Annotated in this window: 14 protein-coding genes; 9 read left to right on the top strand and 5 right to left on the bottom strand. The window is 68.2% G+C overall.

Features of this window, described 5'->3' with window-relative positions:
* The first annotated feature begins 39 nt into the window (after positions 1-39).
* Positions 40-1,212: an MFS transporter gene (locus ON38_RS18040; protein WP_051164924.1), complete on the top strand. Its 1,173-nt coding sequence runs from the start codon at positions 40-42 to the stop codon at positions 1,210-1,212.
* 23 nt (positions 1,213-1,235) lie between these two features.
* Here ON38_RS18040 and gdhA read toward each other — a convergent pair whose 3' ends face one another.
* The 3 genes from gdhA to ON38_RS18055 all read right to left on the bottom strand — a co-directional run bounded on the left by gdhA (position 1,236) and on the right by ON38_RS18055 (position 4,566).
* Complete coding sequence (gdhA, locus tag ON38_RS18045) at positions 1,236-2,585, bottom strand: NADP-specific glutamate dehydrogenase (RefSeq protein ID WP_039826004.1); 1,350 nt, start codon at positions 2,583-2,585, stop codon at positions 1,236-1,238.
* Between the two features lie 201 nt (positions 2,586-2,786).
* Positions 2,787-3,743 (bottom strand): electron transfer flavoprotein subunit alpha/FixB family protein, encoded by a 957-nt coding sequence (locus ON38_RS18050; protein ID WP_039826005.1) that lies wholly within the window; start codon positions 3,741-3,743, stop codon positions 2,787-2,789.
* 37 nt (positions 3,744-3,780) lie between these two features.
* Positions 3,781-4,566 carry an electron transfer flavoprotein subunit beta/FixA family protein gene (locus ON38_RS18055; protein WP_039826006.1) on the bottom strand — a complete coding sequence of 262 codons (786 nt, stop codon included), beginning with the start codon at positions 4,564-4,566 and terminating at the stop codon, positions 3,781-3,783.
* 195 nt (positions 4,567-4,761) lie between these two features.
* Here ON38_RS18055 and ON38_RS18060 point away from each other — a divergent pair, with 195 nt between their 5' ends.
* The 5 genes from ON38_RS18060 (at position 4,762) to ON38_RS18080 (ending at position 10,662) form a co-directional block, all read left to right on the top strand.
* On the top strand, positions 4,762-5,547 hold the full coding sequence (locus tag ON38_RS18060; protein ID WP_039826007.1) for a class I SAM-dependent methyltransferase: 786 nt from the start codon (positions 4,762-4,764) through the stop codon (positions 5,545-5,547).
* A complete protein-coding gene (locus tag ON38_RS18065) occupies positions 5,544-7,082 on the top strand; it encodes a 1,4-alpha-glucan branching protein domain-containing protein (protein WP_039826008.1) in 1,539 nt (512 codons plus the stop codon). The genes ON38_RS18060 and ON38_RS18065 overlap by 4 nt, the downstream gene beginning before the upstream one ends.
* On the top strand, positions 7,079-8,332 hold the full coding sequence (locus ON38_RS18070) for a glycosyltransferase family 4 protein (protein ID WP_039826009.1): 1,254 nt from the start codon (positions 7,079-7,081) through the stop codon (positions 8,330-8,332). The genes ON38_RS18065 and ON38_RS18070 overlap by 4 nt, the downstream gene beginning before the upstream one ends.
* Before the next feature lie 392 nt (positions 8,333-8,724).
* A complete protein-coding gene (locus tag ON38_RS18075; protein WP_157181804.1) occupies positions 8,725-10,266 on the top strand; it encodes a serine hydrolase domain-containing protein in 1,542 nt (513 codons plus the stop codon).
* Between the two features lie 183 nt (positions 10,267-10,449).
* A complete protein-coding gene (locus ON38_RS18080; protein ID WP_039826010.1) occupies positions 10,450-10,662 on the top strand; it encodes a hypothetical protein in 213 nt (70 codons plus the stop codon).
* An 89-nt stretch (positions 10,663-10,751) separates the two neighbouring features.
* On the opposite strand, the gene ON38_RS18085 is transcribed toward ON38_RS18080, so the two are convergent.
* Positions 10,752-12,062, bottom strand: a complete 1,311-nt coding sequence (locus ON38_RS18085) for an outer membrane protein assembly factor BamB family protein (protein ID WP_245564094.1) — start codon at positions 12,060-12,062, stop codon at positions 10,752-10,754.
* A gap of 140 nt (positions 12,063-12,202) precedes the next feature.
* Here ON38_RS18085 and ON38_RS18090 point away from each other — a divergent pair, with 140 nt between their 5' ends.
* On the top strand, positions 12,203-12,952 hold the full coding sequence (locus tag ON38_RS18090) for an acyltransferase (RefSeq protein WP_039826011.1): 750 nt from the start codon (positions 12,203-12,205) through the stop codon (positions 12,950-12,952).
* A 5-nt stretch (positions 12,953-12,957) separates the two neighbouring features.
* On the opposite strand, the gene ON38_RS18095 is transcribed toward ON38_RS18090, so the two are convergent.
* Positions 12,958-13,503 (bottom strand): DUF1697 domain-containing protein, encoded by a 546-nt coding sequence (locus ON38_RS18095; protein WP_039826012.1) that lies wholly within the window; start codon positions 13,501-13,503, stop codon positions 12,958-12,960.
* A 361-nt stretch (positions 13,504-13,864) separates the two neighbouring features.
* Between ON38_RS18095 and ON38_RS18100 the strand changes: the two genes are divergently transcribed.
* On the top strand, positions 13,865-15,898 hold the full coding sequence (locus ON38_RS18100; RefSeq protein WP_157181805.1) for a P-loop NTPase family protein: 2,034 nt from the start codon (positions 13,865-13,867) through the stop codon (positions 15,896-15,898).
* Entirely contained in the window at positions 15,895-17,361 is a 1,467-nt protein-coding gene (locus ON38_RS18105) for a type 1 periplasmic-binding domain-containing protein (protein WP_051164926.1), read from the top strand. Before ON38_RS18100 ends, ON38_RS18105 begins: the two co-directional genes overlap by 4 nt.
* Positions 17,362-17,385: the final 24 nt, after the last annotated feature.

A 17,385-nucleotide genomic window follows, 5' to 3' on the forward strand; every position in this document is an offset into this window, starting at 1 on the left:
CCCGCGACCGCGGCGGCTCCGGACAGGATATGGAATCGTATGCGGCACTGGGTGATCGCGCATGCCGTCGACGACTTCTACCAGGGCCTGATCCCTGCCGCCATCCCGTTCTTCGTCCTGGACCGCGGCTACAGCTACCTCGCCGCGTCCGGTCTCGCATCGGCGGCCGCGCTGGGTAGTTCACTGCCCCAGCCGCTGCTGGGGGTGCTGGTCGATCGGCGGCCGCTGCTGTGGCAGGCCCCGGCCGGGCTCCTGGTAGCCGGAGCCGGCGCCGGACTGGCGGGCCTGGCCCCCACGTATCCGGTCGTCTGGCTGCTCGTCCTGCTCTCCGGAATCGGTATCGCCGCCTTCCATCCCGCCGCCGGCCGGGATGCCCGCCGCGCCGCCGGAGACAGCACGGTGGCCATGAGCTTCTTCGCCGCCGGCGGCAGCGTCGGATTCTTCCTGGCCCCCGCACTGGGCACGCCGCTGCTGTCCACGCTGGGGGTCGAGGCCACCGCGCTGTTCATCCCCCCGGCGGTACTCACGGCCTTCGTCCTGTGGCGGCACCAGACACGGCAGACCGCCCACCTCCCGACAGCGACCACCGCCGACGGCCGGGACCGGTGGGGTCCCTTCCTCTTACTGACAGTCGTCGCGGTTCTCCGATCGGTTCTCTTCCTCGGGATGAATACCTTCATCGCGCTGTACTGGATCGGGCATCTGGGCGCCGACGGCGTCCTGGGCGGTGTCGCGCTCACTGCCTTCCTGGTCGGCGGAGTGGTCGGCACGGTATCCGGCGGCCGCATCGCGGACCGGATCGGTATGCGGGCGACCGTACGGCTCGGTGGCGCGGTCGCGATTCCGGCGCTGGTCGCCCTGCGCCTGTGCGGGGACCCGCGACTCGCACTGGTGCTGGTGGTCCTGGCCGGCGTGGCCGCGAACCTACCGTTCGCGGTGCTGGTCAAACTGGGGCAGGACTACCTCCCGGCCCGGCCGGGCACCGCGGCCGGGGTCACTCTCGGCATCGCCGTGAGCGCGGGCGGCCTCTTCATGCCACTTCTCGGCGGTCTCGCCGACCGGCACGGGCCGCAGTCCGTACTGACCGCGCTCTGCGTCGTCACGGCACCGGCCGCCGCGCTGGCGTTCGCGCTACCGCCGGTGGATGGCAGCGACCACCGGCGTCGCCGGCCCGGCCGCGCCGCCGACCCCGCGCCGGAGATCCCTGGCTGACCCCGCCGCGGCGGACCGTGGTGTCAGATGACGCCGAGGGCGAGCATCGCGTCCGCGACCTGGATGAATCCGGCGATATTCGCTCCGGCGACGTAATCACCGGGAGAGCCGTATTCGTCGGCGGTCGCCAGACAGCGGTCGTGCACACCCCGCATGATCTCGGCGAGGCGGTCCTCGGTGTGCTCGAAAGTCCACGAATCCCGGGAAGCGTTCTGCTGCATCTCCAGTGCGCTGGTCGCCACACCGCCCGCATTGGCGGCCTTCCCCGGCGCGAAGACGATCCCGTTCTCCGCGAACATCCGCACGGCTTCCGGGGTACACGGCATATTCGCGCCTTCGGCCACGATGGTGACGCCGTTGCGGGCCAGCGCGATCGCGTCACGGCCGTTGAGTTCGTTCTGGGTGGCGCACGGGAGCGCGATATCGCACGGCACTTCCCATACCGAGCCGGTTTCGATGAACTCGGCCGACACCCGGGGATCGTCGGCGTAGCTCGCGATCCGGGCCCGCCGCCGCTCCTTCACGTCTTTGAGGAGCTCGAGGTCGATCCCTTTCTCGTCGACGATGTAGCCGCCGGAATCGGAGCAGGCGACCACGGTGCCACCGAGTTGTTCGACCTTCTCGATCGCGTAGATCGCGACATTGCCGGAACCGGAGATGACGACCTTCTTGCCCTCGAAGCTGTCACCACGGGCCCGCAGGATCTCGTTGACGAAGAAGACGACTCCGTATCCGGTGGCCTCGGTCCGGACCCGGGAGCCGCCCCAGGCCAGGCCCTTGCCGGTGAGCACGCCGGATTCGAAGCGATTGGTGATGCGTTTGTACTGGCCGAAGAGGTAGCCGATCTCCCGGCCGCCGACGCCGATATCCCCGGCCGGTACATCGGTGTATTCGCCGATATGACGATAGAGCTCGGTCATGAACGCCTGGCAGAAGCGCATCACTTCGCCCTCGGAGCGGCCTTTCGGGTCGAAATCGGATCCGCCCTTACCGCCGCCGATCGGCATGCCGGTCAGGGAGTTCTTGAAGGTCTGCTCGAAGCCGAGGAATTTGACGATGCCGAGGTAGACGCTCGGGTGGAACCGCAGGCCGCCCTTGTACGGGCCGAGCGCGGAGTTGAATTCGACCCGGAAGCCGCGGTTGATCTGCACCCGGCCCATATCGTCGACCCACGGCACCCGGAAGATGATCTGCCGTTCCGGCTCGCACAGCCGGCGCAGCACCGCGGCGTCGGTGTAGGCGGGATGTTTGGCCACGACCGGGCCGAGACTGTCCAGGACCTCGTGCACAGCCTGATGGAATTCGGTCTCGCCCGGATTGCGCTGGAGGACCTCGGCGTAGATGTCCTGCAACTTCTCGTCCAGAACAGGCATGACCTCGAACCCTTTCCCTCGGCCGCCGCACGGGGGCGCCCGGCGCGGATATCTCGATCGTGGCTTCGGCGGACCTCCCGGCACTGTGCCGGGAGCCGGCTACGGCAGCGGACCCTCGCCGGGCCGTGACCGGCCCTCGGCACAAGGGAAAGGGGACGTCCGGCCGGTCACCCGGCCGGACGTCCCCCGGAATCCGCCGATTCAGCCCTTGTGCTTCTTGACCTCTTCGGTCAGCTGCGGGGCGACATTGAACAGGTCGCCCACGATGCCGTAGTCGGCGATCTCGAAGATCGGGGCTTCCTCGTCCTTGTTGACCGCGATGATGGTCTTGGACGTCTGCATACCGGCCCGGTGCTGGATGGCGCCGGAGATTCCCAGCGCGACGTACAGCTGCGGGGAGACCGTCTTACCGGTCTGACCCACCTGGAACTGGCCCGGGTAGTAGCCCGAGTCGACCGCGGCACGGGAGGCGCCGACGGCCGCGCCGAGCGAATCGGCCAGGGCCTCGACCACGGAGAAGTTGTCGGCCGAACCGACACCGCGGCCACCGGAGACGACGATGCTCGCCTCGGTGAGTTCCGGACGGTCGCCGGCCACGACGGGCTCGCGGCTGGTGACCTTGACGACGCCCTCTTCCTGCGCGGGGACCTCGACGGTCACCTTCTCGCCGGCGCCGGGGGAGGCATTGACCTCCACCGAGCCCGGACGCACCGAGATGACCGGGACATCGCCGGTGGCCTTGGCGTCGACGGTGAACGCGCCACCGAAGATGCTGTGCACGGCCGTGCCGTCGGCCTTCACGTCGATGACGTCGACCAGCAGGCCCGAGCCGATACGGGCGGCGAGCCGGCCGGAAACCTCTTTGCCCTCCGCGGTGGCGGCGACCAGAACGGCGGCCGGGGAAGCGGATTCGACGAGGCCGGCCAGCACGTCGACCTTCGGGGTGACCAGGTAGTTCTCCACGTCATCGGATTCGGCGACGTAGATCTTGGCGGCGCCCGCGGCGGCCAGCGCGTCCGACAGCTTGTCCGCGGTGCCGGGCGCGCCCAGCACCACCGCGGCCGGTTCGCCCAGCGTGGCGGCGGCGCTCAGCAGTTCGGTGCTGACCTTCTTGACCGCACCTTCGGCGTGCTCGACGAGCACAAGTACTTCTGCCATTTGTCTGTTCTCCTAGAAGTTGCTGCGGGTGCGGGTCTCAGATGATCTTCTGACCGACCAGGTACTGGGCGATCTTGGTGCCGCCGTCGCCCTCGTCGGTGATCTTCTCGCCCGCGGTACGCGGCGGCTTCGGGGTGGAGGCGGTGACGGTGCTGCCCGCGTTCTCGACGCCCACGGTCGACGGGTCGATGCCCAGGTCTTCCAGGGTGAAGGTCTGCACTTCCTTCTTCTTCGCGGCCATGATGCCCTTGAAGGAGGGGAAGCGCGGCTCGTTGATCTTCTCGGTGACGCTCACGATGGCCGGCAGCGTGGCCTCCAGCTTGAAGACACCGTCGTCGGTTTCCCGCTCACCGGTGATCTTCTCGCCGTCGACGGTGAGCTTGCGCAGGTGGGTGAGCTGCGGGATGCCCAGGTACTCGGCGATGATGGCCGGGACGGCGCCGGCGCGGCCGTCGGTGGCCTCGTTACCGGCGATGACGAGTTCGACACCCTCGACCTGGCCCAGCGCGCCGGCCAGTACCCACGCGGTCTGCACCGCGTCGGAGCCGTGGATGGCCGGGTCGTTGATGTGGATGGCCTTGTCGGCGCCCATGGACAGCGCCTTGCGGATGGCCTCGGTGGCACGATCGGGACCGGCGGCCAGCACGGTGACCTCGCCACCCTGGGCCTCCTTGATCAGGAGGGCTTCCTCGACGGCGCGCTCGTTGATCTCGTCGAGCACCGCGTCGGCGGCTTCACGGTCGAGGGTGAAGTCACCGTCGGTCAGCTTGCGCTCGGACCAGGTATCGGGCACCTGCTTGATGAGTACGACGATATTCGGCATCGGTCTTCGTCGACCTCCTGTTCTGGTTACCTGTATTGGCGGTCGCACGATCTCCAGCGGCCGTACGTCCATGTGAGTAGCTCAGGCCGAGACATTACCCTACGTTAAGTTACTCGTGGGTAACTTATGCGGCAAGGCCCTCCGAGGCCCTACCGGGCGTCTCCCGTACCGGGCCGTACCAGTAACCTCGTCGCAATGAGCGAGGCTGTGATTCCCGCCGCACCGGCCACCGACGACGCACCGGAGCCGCTGCCGTTGACCGGTGAGCGCACGGTGCCGGGTATCGCGGAGGAGAACTACTGGTTCCGCCGGCACGAGATCGTCTACGACCGGCTGCTGCCGCGCTGCGCGGACAAGATCGTCCTGGAGGCCGGATCGGGTGAGGGCTACGGCGCCAATATGATCGCCGCGGTCGCGAAAGTGGTCGTGGGCCTGGACTACGACCGGACCGCCGCGGCGCATGTACGCACCCGCTACCCGGCGGTCCATATGGTGCGCGGCAATCTCGCCGCACTTCCCCTCCCCGGATCCGCGGTGGACGCGGTCGTCAATTTCCAAGTGATCGAACACCTTTGGGATCAGGCGGAGTTTCTCCGCGAATGCCTGCGCGTCCTGCGCCCCGGCGGCGAACTGCTCATCAGCACACCCAACCGGATCACCTTCTCGCCCGGCCGCGATACCCCGCTCAACCCCTTCCACACGCGCGAGCTGAACGCGGCCGAACTCACCGAACTGCTGGAGCAGGCCGGTTTCCGGGTGGAACTGATGACCGGCGTGCACCACGGGCCGACGCTGCGGGCGCTGGACGCCAAACACGGTGGCTCGTTCATCGACGCCCAGATCGAACGCGCTCTGGCCGGTGAACCCTGGCCCGCCGAGCTCACCGCCGACGTCGCCGGTATCACCGTCGACGATTTCGCGCTGAGCCCCGAAGCCATCGACACCAGTCTCGATCTCGTCGCGCTCGCGGTGAAACCTTGAGCGGCAAGCGAACTCACGCGGTACCCGGACAGTTCACGCTGGTCCTGCACTCGCATCTGCCCTGGCTCGCCCGGCACGGCCGCTGGCCGGTCGGCGAGGAATGGCTCTACCAGTCCTGGGCCGCGTCCTACCTACCGGTCGTCGAGGTACTGCGCACGCTGGCCGCCGAGGGCCGCTCGCATCTGCTGACCCTCGGGATCACGCCGGTACTGGCCGCCCAGCTCGACGATCCGCACTGCCTGGCGGGTATGCACCACTGGCTGGGCAATTGGCAGTTGCGGGCGGACGAGGCCGCGAAAGCCGGCAACCGCGCGCTGGGCGCACACGAACACCGGCTGGCGGCCGCGGCCCTGGCCGAATTCGAGCAGAACTGGCGGCACGGAGCCGCCCCGGTCTGGCGGCAACTGCTCGACGCCGATGTCATCGAACTCCTCGGTGGCCCGCTGGCGCACCCGTTCCAGCCGCTACTGGACGAGCGGCTGCGCGAATTCCAGCTCCGCGAAGGCCTCACCGACGCCCGGCTGCGCTGGGGGCACGCCCCGACCGGGATCTGGGCGCCGGAATGCGGGTTCACCCCCGGGATGGAACAGGGCTACGCCGACGCGGGTGTGACGCATTTCATGGTCGACGGGCCCGCGTTACGCGGTGACACGACCCTGGGCCGTCCGGTGCGCGAATCGCCGGTCCTGGCATTCGGCCGTGATCTCACGGTCAGCTACCGGGTCTGGTCGCCCAAATCGGGGTATCCCGGCCACGGGGCCTACCGGGATTTCCATCACTACGATCACGCGACCGGACTCAAACCGGCCCGGGTCACCGGCAAGACCGTGGCCGGACCGGACAAGGCCCCCTACGATCCCGACCTCGCCGCCGCGCAGATCGGCCGCGACGTCGAGGACTTCGTACAGACCGTGCGCGACCGGCTGATCGGCGAATCCGAACGCATCGGGCGCCCGGCGCTGGTGGTCGCCGCGTTCGACACCGAACTGTACGGACACTGGTGGCACGAGGGCCCCCAGTGGCTGGCCCAGGTGCTGCGGGCCCTCCCGGAAGCCGGGGTCACGGTCGGCACCCTGGCCGACGCGCGCGACCGCGGCTTCGTCGGGGACCCGGTTCCGCTGACCGATTCCTCCTGGGGCTCCGGTAAGGACTGGCGGGTCTGGGCCGGTGATCAGGTGCGCGATCTGGTCGATCTGAACGCCGAGATCGTCCGGCTGGCGCTGGATACGGCCGACAAGATGCGCGCCGGCGCCCCGACCGGACGGGACCCGGTGGCCGACCAGCTGCTGCGCGAGGCGATCCTGACGGTGTCCAGTGACTGGGCGTTCATGGTCAGCAAGGATTCCGCCGCCGGTTACGCCCGCGACCGGGCCCATCAGCACGCGCACGCGGTCCGCGAGATCGCCGGTGCGGTCGAAGCCGGTCAACTCGGCAGAGCACACGATCTGGCGGCAGGATGGGCGGTGGCCGACGGCGTGTTCCCGGCCCTGGACGCGCGTAGGCTACGCGTCACCCCTGCAGAAGGACCGCGATGAAAATCTTGATGGTGTCGTGGGAGTACCCACCGGTGGTCGTCGGCGGGCTGGGCAGACATGTCCATCACCTGGCGACATCACTGGCCGCGGCCGGTCACGAAGTGGTGGTACTCGCCCGGCGGCCCACCGGCACCAGCCCGGCCACCCACCCCACCCATTCGTTCATCGCCGAGGGCGTGCTGGTGGTGGCGGTCGCCGAGGATCCGCCGATCTTCGATTTCGGCGAGGATATGCTCGCCTGGACTTTGGCCATGGGGCATGCGATGGTGCGCGCCGGGGTCGCACTGGACAAACCGGGAATCGGTGAGGGCTGGACACCGGATGTCGTGCACGCGCACGACTGGCTGGTCGCCCATCCCGCCATCGCGCTGGCCGAGTACTACGACGTCCCGCTGGTATCGACGATCCACGCCACCGAAGCGGGCCGGCACAGCGGCTGGGTCGCCGGCCGGGTCAACCGGCAGGTGCATTCGGTGGAGTGGTGGCTGGCCAACGAATCCGACGCGTTGATCACCTGTTCCACCTCGATGAAGGACGAGGTGGAGCGGCTCTACCGCCCCGACCGGATTCCGGTGCATGTGATCCGGAACGGAATAGATGTGGGGGCGTGGACCTTCCGCACCCGCTCGCCCCGCAGTGGCCCGCCCCGACTGCTCTATGTGGGACGCCTCGAGTACGAGAAGGGTGTGCAGGACGCCATCGCCGCCCTGCCCCGGATCCGCCGGGCCCATCCCGGCACCGTGCTCACCGTGGCCGGGGTCGGGACCCAGTTCGAATGGCTGCGCCAACTGGCCCGGACGCACCGGGTGGCGCGGGCCGTGCACTTCGCGGGCCAGCTCGACCACGCGGAACTGCTCGGCTGGTTGCACGGCGCCGACGCGATCGTGCTGCCCAGCCGCTACGAACCGTTCGGGATCGTGGCACTCGAGGCCGCCGCGGCCGGGACCCCGCTGGTCACCTCGACCGCCGGCGGACTCGGCGAGGCCGTCATCGACGGAGTCACCGGGGCGTCCTTCGAACCGGCCGATGTACACGGCCTGGTGGAGGCGGTGATCTCGGTGCTCGACGATCCGGCGGCCGCCCAGGAGCGGGCGTTCGCCGCGCGGGAGCGATTGACCGCCGATTTCGCCTGGGATGTGGTGGCGGCCGAAACAGCCGGTATCTACTCGGACGCGAAGCGACGGGTGCGCAATCCGCTGGGCCGCCCGGTGATCGTGGAACGCCCGCTGCCGGAACGCGATCCGAAGTAATCCGATCGTTCCCGGCGGACACGGCGCTCCGCTCCGGGGCAGTGAAGTGCCCGCTGTTGCTCGCTCGAGCATTCAGCACCACAAAGCCCGATCGAGCATGTGGCTGCACGAGTATCGGCCATGGGCTCGAGGGCGTTTACGGTCTGTTCCGCGTACGGGCCATCGTGCTCGCCGGTTGATGTGATCCCCTGCTCCTCCGATCGGAACGGGAGAGGTTCCCGCCGACATGTGCTGGGGTGGAATAGATGTCGGTGAACAGAATCGGATGCCGATCGGCGAAGATCCCGGGGAAAGGTCTCGTTCGGAGAGCACATTCCGAATCGGCACGCGACATGATCCGTCGGACCGATATCGAAGGTCGCCGGTTGCGGCGAAAGTTGGAGGCAACAGATATGAGGGGCGGCCGACCGCGCGTACCGGGTGTGCGGGCCCGGGTGCTGGGTTCGATACTGCTCGTGGTGTCGATAGTTGCCGCGGGTTGCGGTTTCGCCGGCCCGCGGGCGGGTGATGGGTTTCCGGTCGAGGCGACTGCGGTGGTCGACCGTGCCGTGCGCGCGCATATGGAGGCCGGGCTGATCCCCGGGGCGGCGGTGGCGATCGTGGACCCGGAACTGGGCCGCTACCTGCGGGCATATGGGCTCGCTGATACCACCACCGGCAGACCTGTCACCGTCGATGACCACTTCCGGATCGGAAGCGTCACGAAAACCTTCACGGCGACAGCGGTCCTGCGCGCCGCGGAGCAGGGACGGTTGTCGCTGGACGATGCCCTCGAAAAGTTCGTACCGGGTGTGCCGAACGGCGAGGCGATCACCATCCGGGATCTGCTCGGCATGTATGGGGGCGTCTACGACTACTCGGCGGATCCGGAGTTCGCGGAACAGTTACAACCGGCGCAGCCCACTCGGGAATGGGACCGCGGTGATGTCCTGCGAGTCATTGCCGCCCGCTCCGACGCCGCGAGAATGCCCCGGCAGCAGGGCAACTATTCCAATTCCGAGTATTACCTGCTGGGACTGGTGCTGGAGCGGGTGACGGGTAAGCCGGTGCGCCAGGTGCTGAACGACCTCTCCGGCGACCACGGGTTGCGTGAAACCTTCTATCCCGGCGATCGATCGCTTCCGATGCCTGCCGCCCGTGGGTACACCTACGCCGGCGACGTTCCCGTCGATGTCACCGAACGCACTTCTCCGTCTCTTTACGGTGCGGCCGGGGCGATGGTGTCCTCGGTCGCCGACCTGGCAACATATGCGGCGGCGCTCGGTCGTGGTGACCTGCTGAAGGAGCCGGCTTTCCGGGCTCGGACAGCGTTCACCGACATCTCGACGCCGGGAGGTGGCACGTACCGGTACGGTCTGGGACTGGCGCAGGACGGTCGGTGGTTGTCCCATGAGGGATCGGTCCTCGGTTATACGACCCAGATCGGCTACCTACCCGAACGCGGCGTCAGCGTGGTGGTCGTAGTGAACCAGCACACCCTGCCGGGGACCCAGTTGATGGTCAACGCGCCGAGCATCTGGGCGGCCGTCGTCGATGATCTCTACCCGGGCACCCGCGGTCCGGTCGATGTGCCGGCAGAGCCCACGCCGCCGGTCCCGGCGGTCGCCGAAATGGACGCACAGCTCGACGAGGTCTTCGATCCGGATGTTCCGGCCGCAGAGAAGCACCTCCGCGTTGTCGGCGACGACAAGGATCCGAACCTCGTCGATCGAATGGCATCGTTCCAAGCCCAGTTCTCACTGCGGGTGAACGTGGACCGGGTCACCTTGGTCCGGCCGAATATTCTCTTGGCGACGACCGATACGACCAGCAGCGCGGGAAAAATGCCTACAGTCGTTCCCCTCGTCCCCCGTGCCGGCAACTGGTGGCTGCCGACCTGGTGGGTGTGTGTAGCGGCAGGCCCCCAGGCCCACGACTCGGCGGCCTGCGGGTGATGGAGCCGAGGTCGACTGCCGCGGCCGCGTTCACCGGGCCCGGCCGGCGGTCGGGTCGTCGCGCAGGGTCTCTTCGATGCGGCGCTGTGGTTCGGGCATCTCGATGCGGCGTTGCGAGAGAATTCGGGTACAGCATCTCTGTATGAGGAGCTCGTCCAACTGGAACCGGCTGAAAGGTCCCCCATGACAAATCTCGGCGTGAAACTCTCGGTCTCCACTCTGGGGATCATCGCGGCCGCGCTGGTGGCGGCCGCACCGGCATCGGCGGAGGGTTTACCGGTCACCCCGGCACCTACGTCGGCGACCGAGGTCGGCGACCCGCCGCCGTGCATCAACTACCCCGGAAACATCCCCTGCAACCTGTCCACATTGTCGGCCTCGATAAATCCGTTCTGATCACCGCATGCGGTGCTACGCGCTTCCACGATGTGCTGAGGATGCGCGGTTCACCGGCCGAGACCGCGGTGGCGCTCCCGCGCGCGGCGTCAGTCGTTCTCCCCGAAGGCGAAGATCTCGCCGATCCGGGTGACGACCACGACCTCGCCCTCGGCGCCGACCGCGGTACCGGTGGTGGTGCCCTGGGCACCGGGCAGCACATCCGAGTCGAGGGTGGCGCCCGTAGCGGTATCGAAGGTGACCAGGTTCAGCCCGGTGCCGATGGCGGCGGTGACGTAGCCGATCCCGCCCGCGGTCTGCACGGGCCGGCCCCGCAACGCCAGATCCTTACGCTCCCACACCCTTTCGAAACTGTCGCCGGTGTCCCGCAGGGCGAGCAGATAGCCCTCGTCACCGGCCGGGACGACCAGGCCGTCGTCGGAGACCGAGATCCCGCGCCGCGGCTCCCAGTCCAGCTGCGCCTCCCATTTCGGGGTGCCGTCGGCGGTGTTCACCGCGATCAGGCGTTTGCTGTTGTCACCGACGTAGAGCGTCGCGCCGTCGGCGGACAGGGCCGGATCGGTGGCACTGCCGCCGGCCAGGATTTCCCGGCTCCACTCCTGCCGGACCTTTCCGTCGGCATAGCGCAGCGCCACCAGGGCGGCCTTGGGCTCCCCGGGCTTGCGGACCGTCGCGTAGATCCGCCCGGTATCGATATCCATCGCCGCCACGGTGGCGACCGCGCACTCGGGGCCGCCGGTATGGCAATCCTCCAGACCGGCGCCGGCCGGCGGCCAGTCCAGATTCGGCGATTGCAGGAAATCGGGCTGCGGCAGCAACTGCTGGGTGGGGACCATTCGTTTGCCGGTCTGCCGTTCCAGCACGTCGACCTGGCCGGACTGGGTGATCACCAGCAGATGACCGTCACCGGTGAACTGCATTCCGATCGGTACGCCCGCCACCGGCGTCCGCCAGCGCGGCTGACCGAGGAAATTATCCGATTCCACGCCGCTGTCCAGACCGACGTACACATTGTTCGCACCGTCGAGCAGGGTGGGTGAATAGATGGAGTGGGGGCCCAGCGGATTGCAGAAACGTTTACGTCCCGTGGGCATCTGGTAGGAGAAGATCTCACAGTCGGCGTCGGTGCGGCTGGTGACGAAGATCTGCCCGTCCGAACCCACCGTCGCCGGCTGCGCGACCGGCCCGCCCACCGGCCGCGACCACTGCAGGCTCAGCGCCTGCGAACCGGTCACCGGGGTGGTGCCGCTGTTGCGGCTCTCGTGCCCCGGCGCGGGCCAGCCCAGGCCGCGGCCGACGGTGATGTCGTCGACATCGGTTCCGCAGGCGGTGAGCACCCCCGCGGCGGCCACCGCCGCCGCAAGCCAGGACACGGTCCGTACGCCGCTGCCGATACGCACCTGCTGGTCTCCTCTGTCGTCCTGTCTCCCCGGGCCCACGTGTGTGGAAGATTAACGGAAGGGTATAGGCCGGGGCTCCCGACCACGAAAGTAGGCTGTTCGGCAGTACTGGGCAGCACAGAATACGAGGAGAGACGTTCGTGACGAGCATGTGGGGCGCACCGCTGCGCTCACGCTGGCAGGGCTCCCGGCGCGGCGACCGGCGGCAGGCCCGGTTCCTCACCCTCGACTCGCTGCGCTGGGTGCTGGCCAACCGCGCGTACACCCCGTGGTACCTGGTCCGCTACTACCGGCTGTTCAAGTTCCGGCTCGCCAACCCGCACGTGATTCTGCGCGGCATGGTGTTCCTCGGGCGCAATGTGGAGATCCACGCGACCCCCGAACTCGGCCGGCTCGAAATCGGGCGCTGGGTCCATATCGGTGACGGGAACGCCATTCGCTGCCACGAGGGCTCCCTGCGGATCGGCGACAAGGTGGTGTTCGGCAAGGACAATGTCGTCAACACCTACCTCGATATCGAGATCGGCGAATCCACCCTGGTCGCCGACTGGTGCTACATCACCGATTTCGATCACCGCATGGACGACATCACCTTGCCGATCAAGGACCAGGGCATCGTGAAGAGCCCGGTCCGGATCGGCCCCGACACCTGGATCGCGGCGAAGGTCACCGTGCTGCGTGAGACCCGGGTCGGCCGCGGCTGTGTGCTCGGCGCGCATGCCGTGGTCAAGGGCGATATCCCGGATTACAGCATCGCGGTCGGCGCCCCGGCCCGGGTAGTGAAGAACCGGAAATCCACCTGGGAGGCCGGCGCGGCCCAGCGGGCGGCGCGGGAAGCGGCACTGGCCGATATCGAACGGAAGAAGAACGGCGTCGCCCAGGAGGCCTGAGCCGCCTACTTCACCGCATCGATCTTCTTGACGATCCGCTGCACCGTCAGCCAGGTGCGGGTGGTGATGTCCTTGCCGTAGGCGCGGTCCAGCCACGCCATGAAATTCGGTGTGCGCGGTGTGCTGTTGTCGATGACCGCGAGGAAGACACGGGCCGCCGCGTCGTAACCGATGATCTTCGTGAGCGGATCGTCGTCTGCGGGCATTGCCGGGGCCTGGCCCGGCGCCTTGAAGAAGGTGGCGGTGAGGTAGGTGCCGCGGCCGTGGGTGAAACCGGCGAACGGATCGCGGTCGAGCAGATCACGGAGTTCGGCCTCGGTGCGGATGATGGTGCCGCCGGGGATCCCGAGTTCGGCGCTCAGCGCTTCCTGGATGCGATCCTCGAGTTCGGCGATTCCGGTCTCCTCGGCGGCGAAGACGATATTGCCGCTGGACAGCACCGAGGCCACCGATTCGAAGCCCAGGCCGGTGAACACGCCGCGCAACTTCTCATTGCTCATATTCGGGTTGCTGGGCATGATCCCCCGCAGCAGCGCGGCGTACATCGTCATGGGGTGACCGTACCCCGGTCCTCCGACACCCACGGGTCGCGCTCGCCGCTCACGGGCGGATACGCGCGGCCGCGTCCGGCCGCATCATCGACCACGCGCGGCCAACTCGCCCACCCGCATTTCACATTTCGTACTTCCGGTGCGCCCAACGGTGATCACCACGACTCGGACCGCCGGAACCAGGATCGGAATGTCGACGGGTTTTCGCGCACGGCCGCGACGGTGGCGGAGGTAGGCATAGGATGGCGGTACCGATCGATATCGTCGACCGGTTTGCCCAGCTCAGACCGGGATGACCGGGGCGTCCACGAGGTGCCGGGAAATCGATATGCCGGATATCGATGCCGAACCGGGAGGGGCGATGCCTGTAGCAGGTCCGAAATTGCATGGGCTGGAGCCGATCACCGGGGGGTTGATCGAACAATTGGTCCAGCGTCCGCAGGGCCGCAGCCGCGCGCTACCGGTAGTGGTGGCGTTGGGGCCGCCCGGTAGCGGGAAAACCGTACTGTTGCAAGAACTCGCGCAGCGCTGCGCGAAACTTCCCCTCGCCCAGGTGGATCTACGCCAGGGCGAACGCGCACCGCGCGAGGTGTTCGGTGAACTCGCCTTCGAACTGGGCCGGTACCGCCGCCAATTCGGCCGGATCGCCTTCCCGCAGCTGTGGCTGTGCCTGGTGGCGGTGGGCAGCACCCTGCACATGCACGAGGACAACCGCCGGGAGGCACTGCGGAATCTGCGCCAGGTGGTCTCCAGCGCCCAGCCGATGGAAGCGCGCAGTCAGGGCGTCGCCGATATCCTCGAAGCCGCGGGCCAGGTGCCCGAGGGTCTGTCCCCGTGGGTGGCCGTCACCGTGGAAACCCTGCTGCAGAGCCTGAACCGGCTCAACATCAGGCGGCGGATCAAACAGGGCCCCCGGCTGGCCGGCGATCAGATCCGCCGCGAGGACATGCTCATCGATCTCGCCAAATGGGCGCACGGTGACGACGAGTCCCGCACCGAGGCCGATGCCATCTTCGGTATGGCCTTCCTGCACGACCTGCGCCAGGCCTACAGCGGCGTCCGCGGTGCCCGCCGCACGCTCAATTCCGTACTGTTACTGGACAACGCGCACACTCCGGCGGGCCGGCAGTTCCTGCAGACCCTGCGCGAGGCGCGCCGCCGCAACGGCGCCGAACCCGATCCGCTGGTGGTCGTCGCCACCAGCGCGCAGTGGCTACCGGCCTGGAGCGAATGCTGGCACCGCCCCGGAATGCACCGGTTCAGCGAGGACACCGAACGCCGCGAACCCGAACACCGCACGGGTGGTATCGACTGGCCGGTCCCGCGTAACCCGCCCGATATCCCCGCCGACTGGGCGGCGGCCGACAATCCGGCGGCGTCCTGGTTTCCCTGGTATCTCATTGATCTGAGCCGGTTGAGCGAGCAGACCACGGGCGACCTCGTCGCCGACCGGCGGATGCGTTCGATCTCCCGGGTCGCGACCTTCGTCCGGTCGCTCACCGGCGGGAACGCCGCCGGAACCACCGATGTCATCGCCGCGCTGAGCCGGACCGGTGAGGACGATCCACTCACCGGCGCGCGCACCGTTCTCACCACGACCGTGGGCACCGCGCACGATCCGCTACCGGAACCGGTCGAGCTGCCGGGCACCGTGCTCGGTCGCGCCCGGGAGCGGCTGCTCGGCGATTTCCTGGACAGCGAGAGCATGCGCGATCTGGTGACCGTCGCCGCGGGGCGCACCGTGGATGTCATCTACCGGCCGGAAGTGCTGGATTCGGCCCTACCCGACGGTGAGGCGCTACTCCAGGAACTGCGCAATCGGCTGTGGATCCGCACTGTCGAGGGGCCCGAACCGGAAATGGTGCTCGATACCTGGTTGCGCCGTATCCTGCTCTGCGAACTCGCCGGCCGCGGTCCGGCGGACCCACGGAATTGGGAGCGCACCCACACGATATGCCGGGAGGTGTACCGGCGCGGATTCGCCGAAGGGGATCCGGAGGACGAGGCCGAGGCCCTCTACCACGATCTCGCGCTCGGCCGGCTCGGCGGCGCCATCGAGTACCTGGGGCGGCCGTTCGTACCCGGCCACGCCGAATTCGGCCGCGCCACGGCCGCCGCCTGGCTGTCCGATCTGGACCTTATCACCGGCGCCCCGCGCCGCCCGGACGACGGGGGGACCCCGTTCGCGCAGGTCGAGGCGATCGTCCGGGACAACGGGCTGGAACCCGAACACGAACTGGCCTGGTTGATCGCCGCGCTGTGGGTCTCCAACGATCCGTTGGGCGACCCCCAGCGGACCCTGGATCGCACCATCGAGAACGAATTCCGGCAATTGGCCCGGGGTCTCGGCCGCGGGGCACTGCTGCTGTACGAACGGGCGGAGAGGTATCGATGAGCACTTTGATCCAGCCGCCACCACCCGCCTATCGGAAATGGTGGTGGGTCCCCGCCACGATCGCGGTGGTGGCCCTGGTGGTCACCGCCGTGTTCTGGTTGCCCACGGTGTTCCGGGCCGGCAACAGTTGCGGTGCGGGCGTCGTCCACAGCGGACCGCGCGGCGAATGCGCCGGAGTCACCGACGGCGGGGTGGTCTTCGCCCCGGAACTCGCCGATATCGAGAAACGCATTCTCGACGAGAACCGCGCCGTCGAGAATTCCGCGGATCCGTATGTGAGCGTCGTGATGCTGTCGCCGATGACACCGGGCGACAGCGCCGAGGGCATCGTGACCATGTCGGGTATCCGGCACCGGCTCGAAGGCGCGCATCTGGCCCAGCTCGCGGCGAACCGGACCGATATCTGGGGCAACACTCCCAAGATCAGGCTGCTGCTGGCCAATCCCGGCAGCGATTTCGCCGAATGGGAGACCGCGGTAAGTGAAATCGAGGCCCGGCGCGAGCCGGATCGGATAGTGGCGGTCACCGGCATCGCGTTCAGTGTCCAGAACGCGGTCCGGTCCATCGAACGTCTCACCGGAGCCGATATGCCGGTCGTCGGCTCCACCCTGACCGCCGGCGATCTGCCGGTCCTGCGCGGATTCCTGCGGGTCTCCCCGTCCGCCGCCGACCACGCGCGGACCGCCGCCGAATATCTGTCCACCCGCAGCCGGCGAATACTGATCGTCCGCGACGACAGTCCGGTCGACCACTACGGCCGGACCCTCGCCGAAGCGTTCGCGGCGAGCTTCCCCGACGATCCCCAGCGCTTCGCCGGCACGGTGGAGGGTTACGACTCCGAAATCGGCAATGTGGCCAACGCGTTCCACTACATGATGCCCAACATCTGCCAGAACGCCCCCGACACCATCTATTTCGCGGGCCGGGCCGCCCACGCGCTCACCTTCCTGACCGCGCTCGCCGAACGCCGCTGCCGGGAACTCCCGATCCGGGTGGTCACCGGCGACGATATGCCGTACTACCGCCTCTCGGAGAGCCCCGCCCGGGTCGCGCTGGAAACGGGAGTGTCGGTGCTGTACACCGGGCTCGTCCATCCGCAGGCGTGGCGCGACCATCCGGAACGGTTCAATCTGCACTCCGTCGAACAGTTCTCCCCCGGCTGCGCGGGTCCGGTCTGCTATCGCGCGTTCTCCGACGACACCCTCGACGACTTCGCCGCCGTCATGGAACACGACGCGGTGGTGACGGCTGTCCAGGCGATCCGGCAGGCGGCCGGGTACGCCGGGACCACCGTGCACTCCGACCAGGTACTACAGGCCATGAAACGCCTGCACGGCGCCACCGCGGTCCGGGGGGCCAGCGGGGTGCTCTCGTTCGACGAGAACGGACTCCCGACAGACAAACCCATACCGATTCTGGAGGCGTTGGACGGTGCGCCGCCGCGCTACGTCGAACTCCCGTGACCCGCGCCGGAGCACCACGATCAT

Origin of the sequence: Nocardia testacea NBRC 100365 (genome assembly GCF_000308775.1) — a bacterium.
Lineage (GTDB): Bacteria > Actinomycetota > Actinomycetes > Mycobacteriales > Mycobacteriaceae > Nocardia > Nocardia testacea.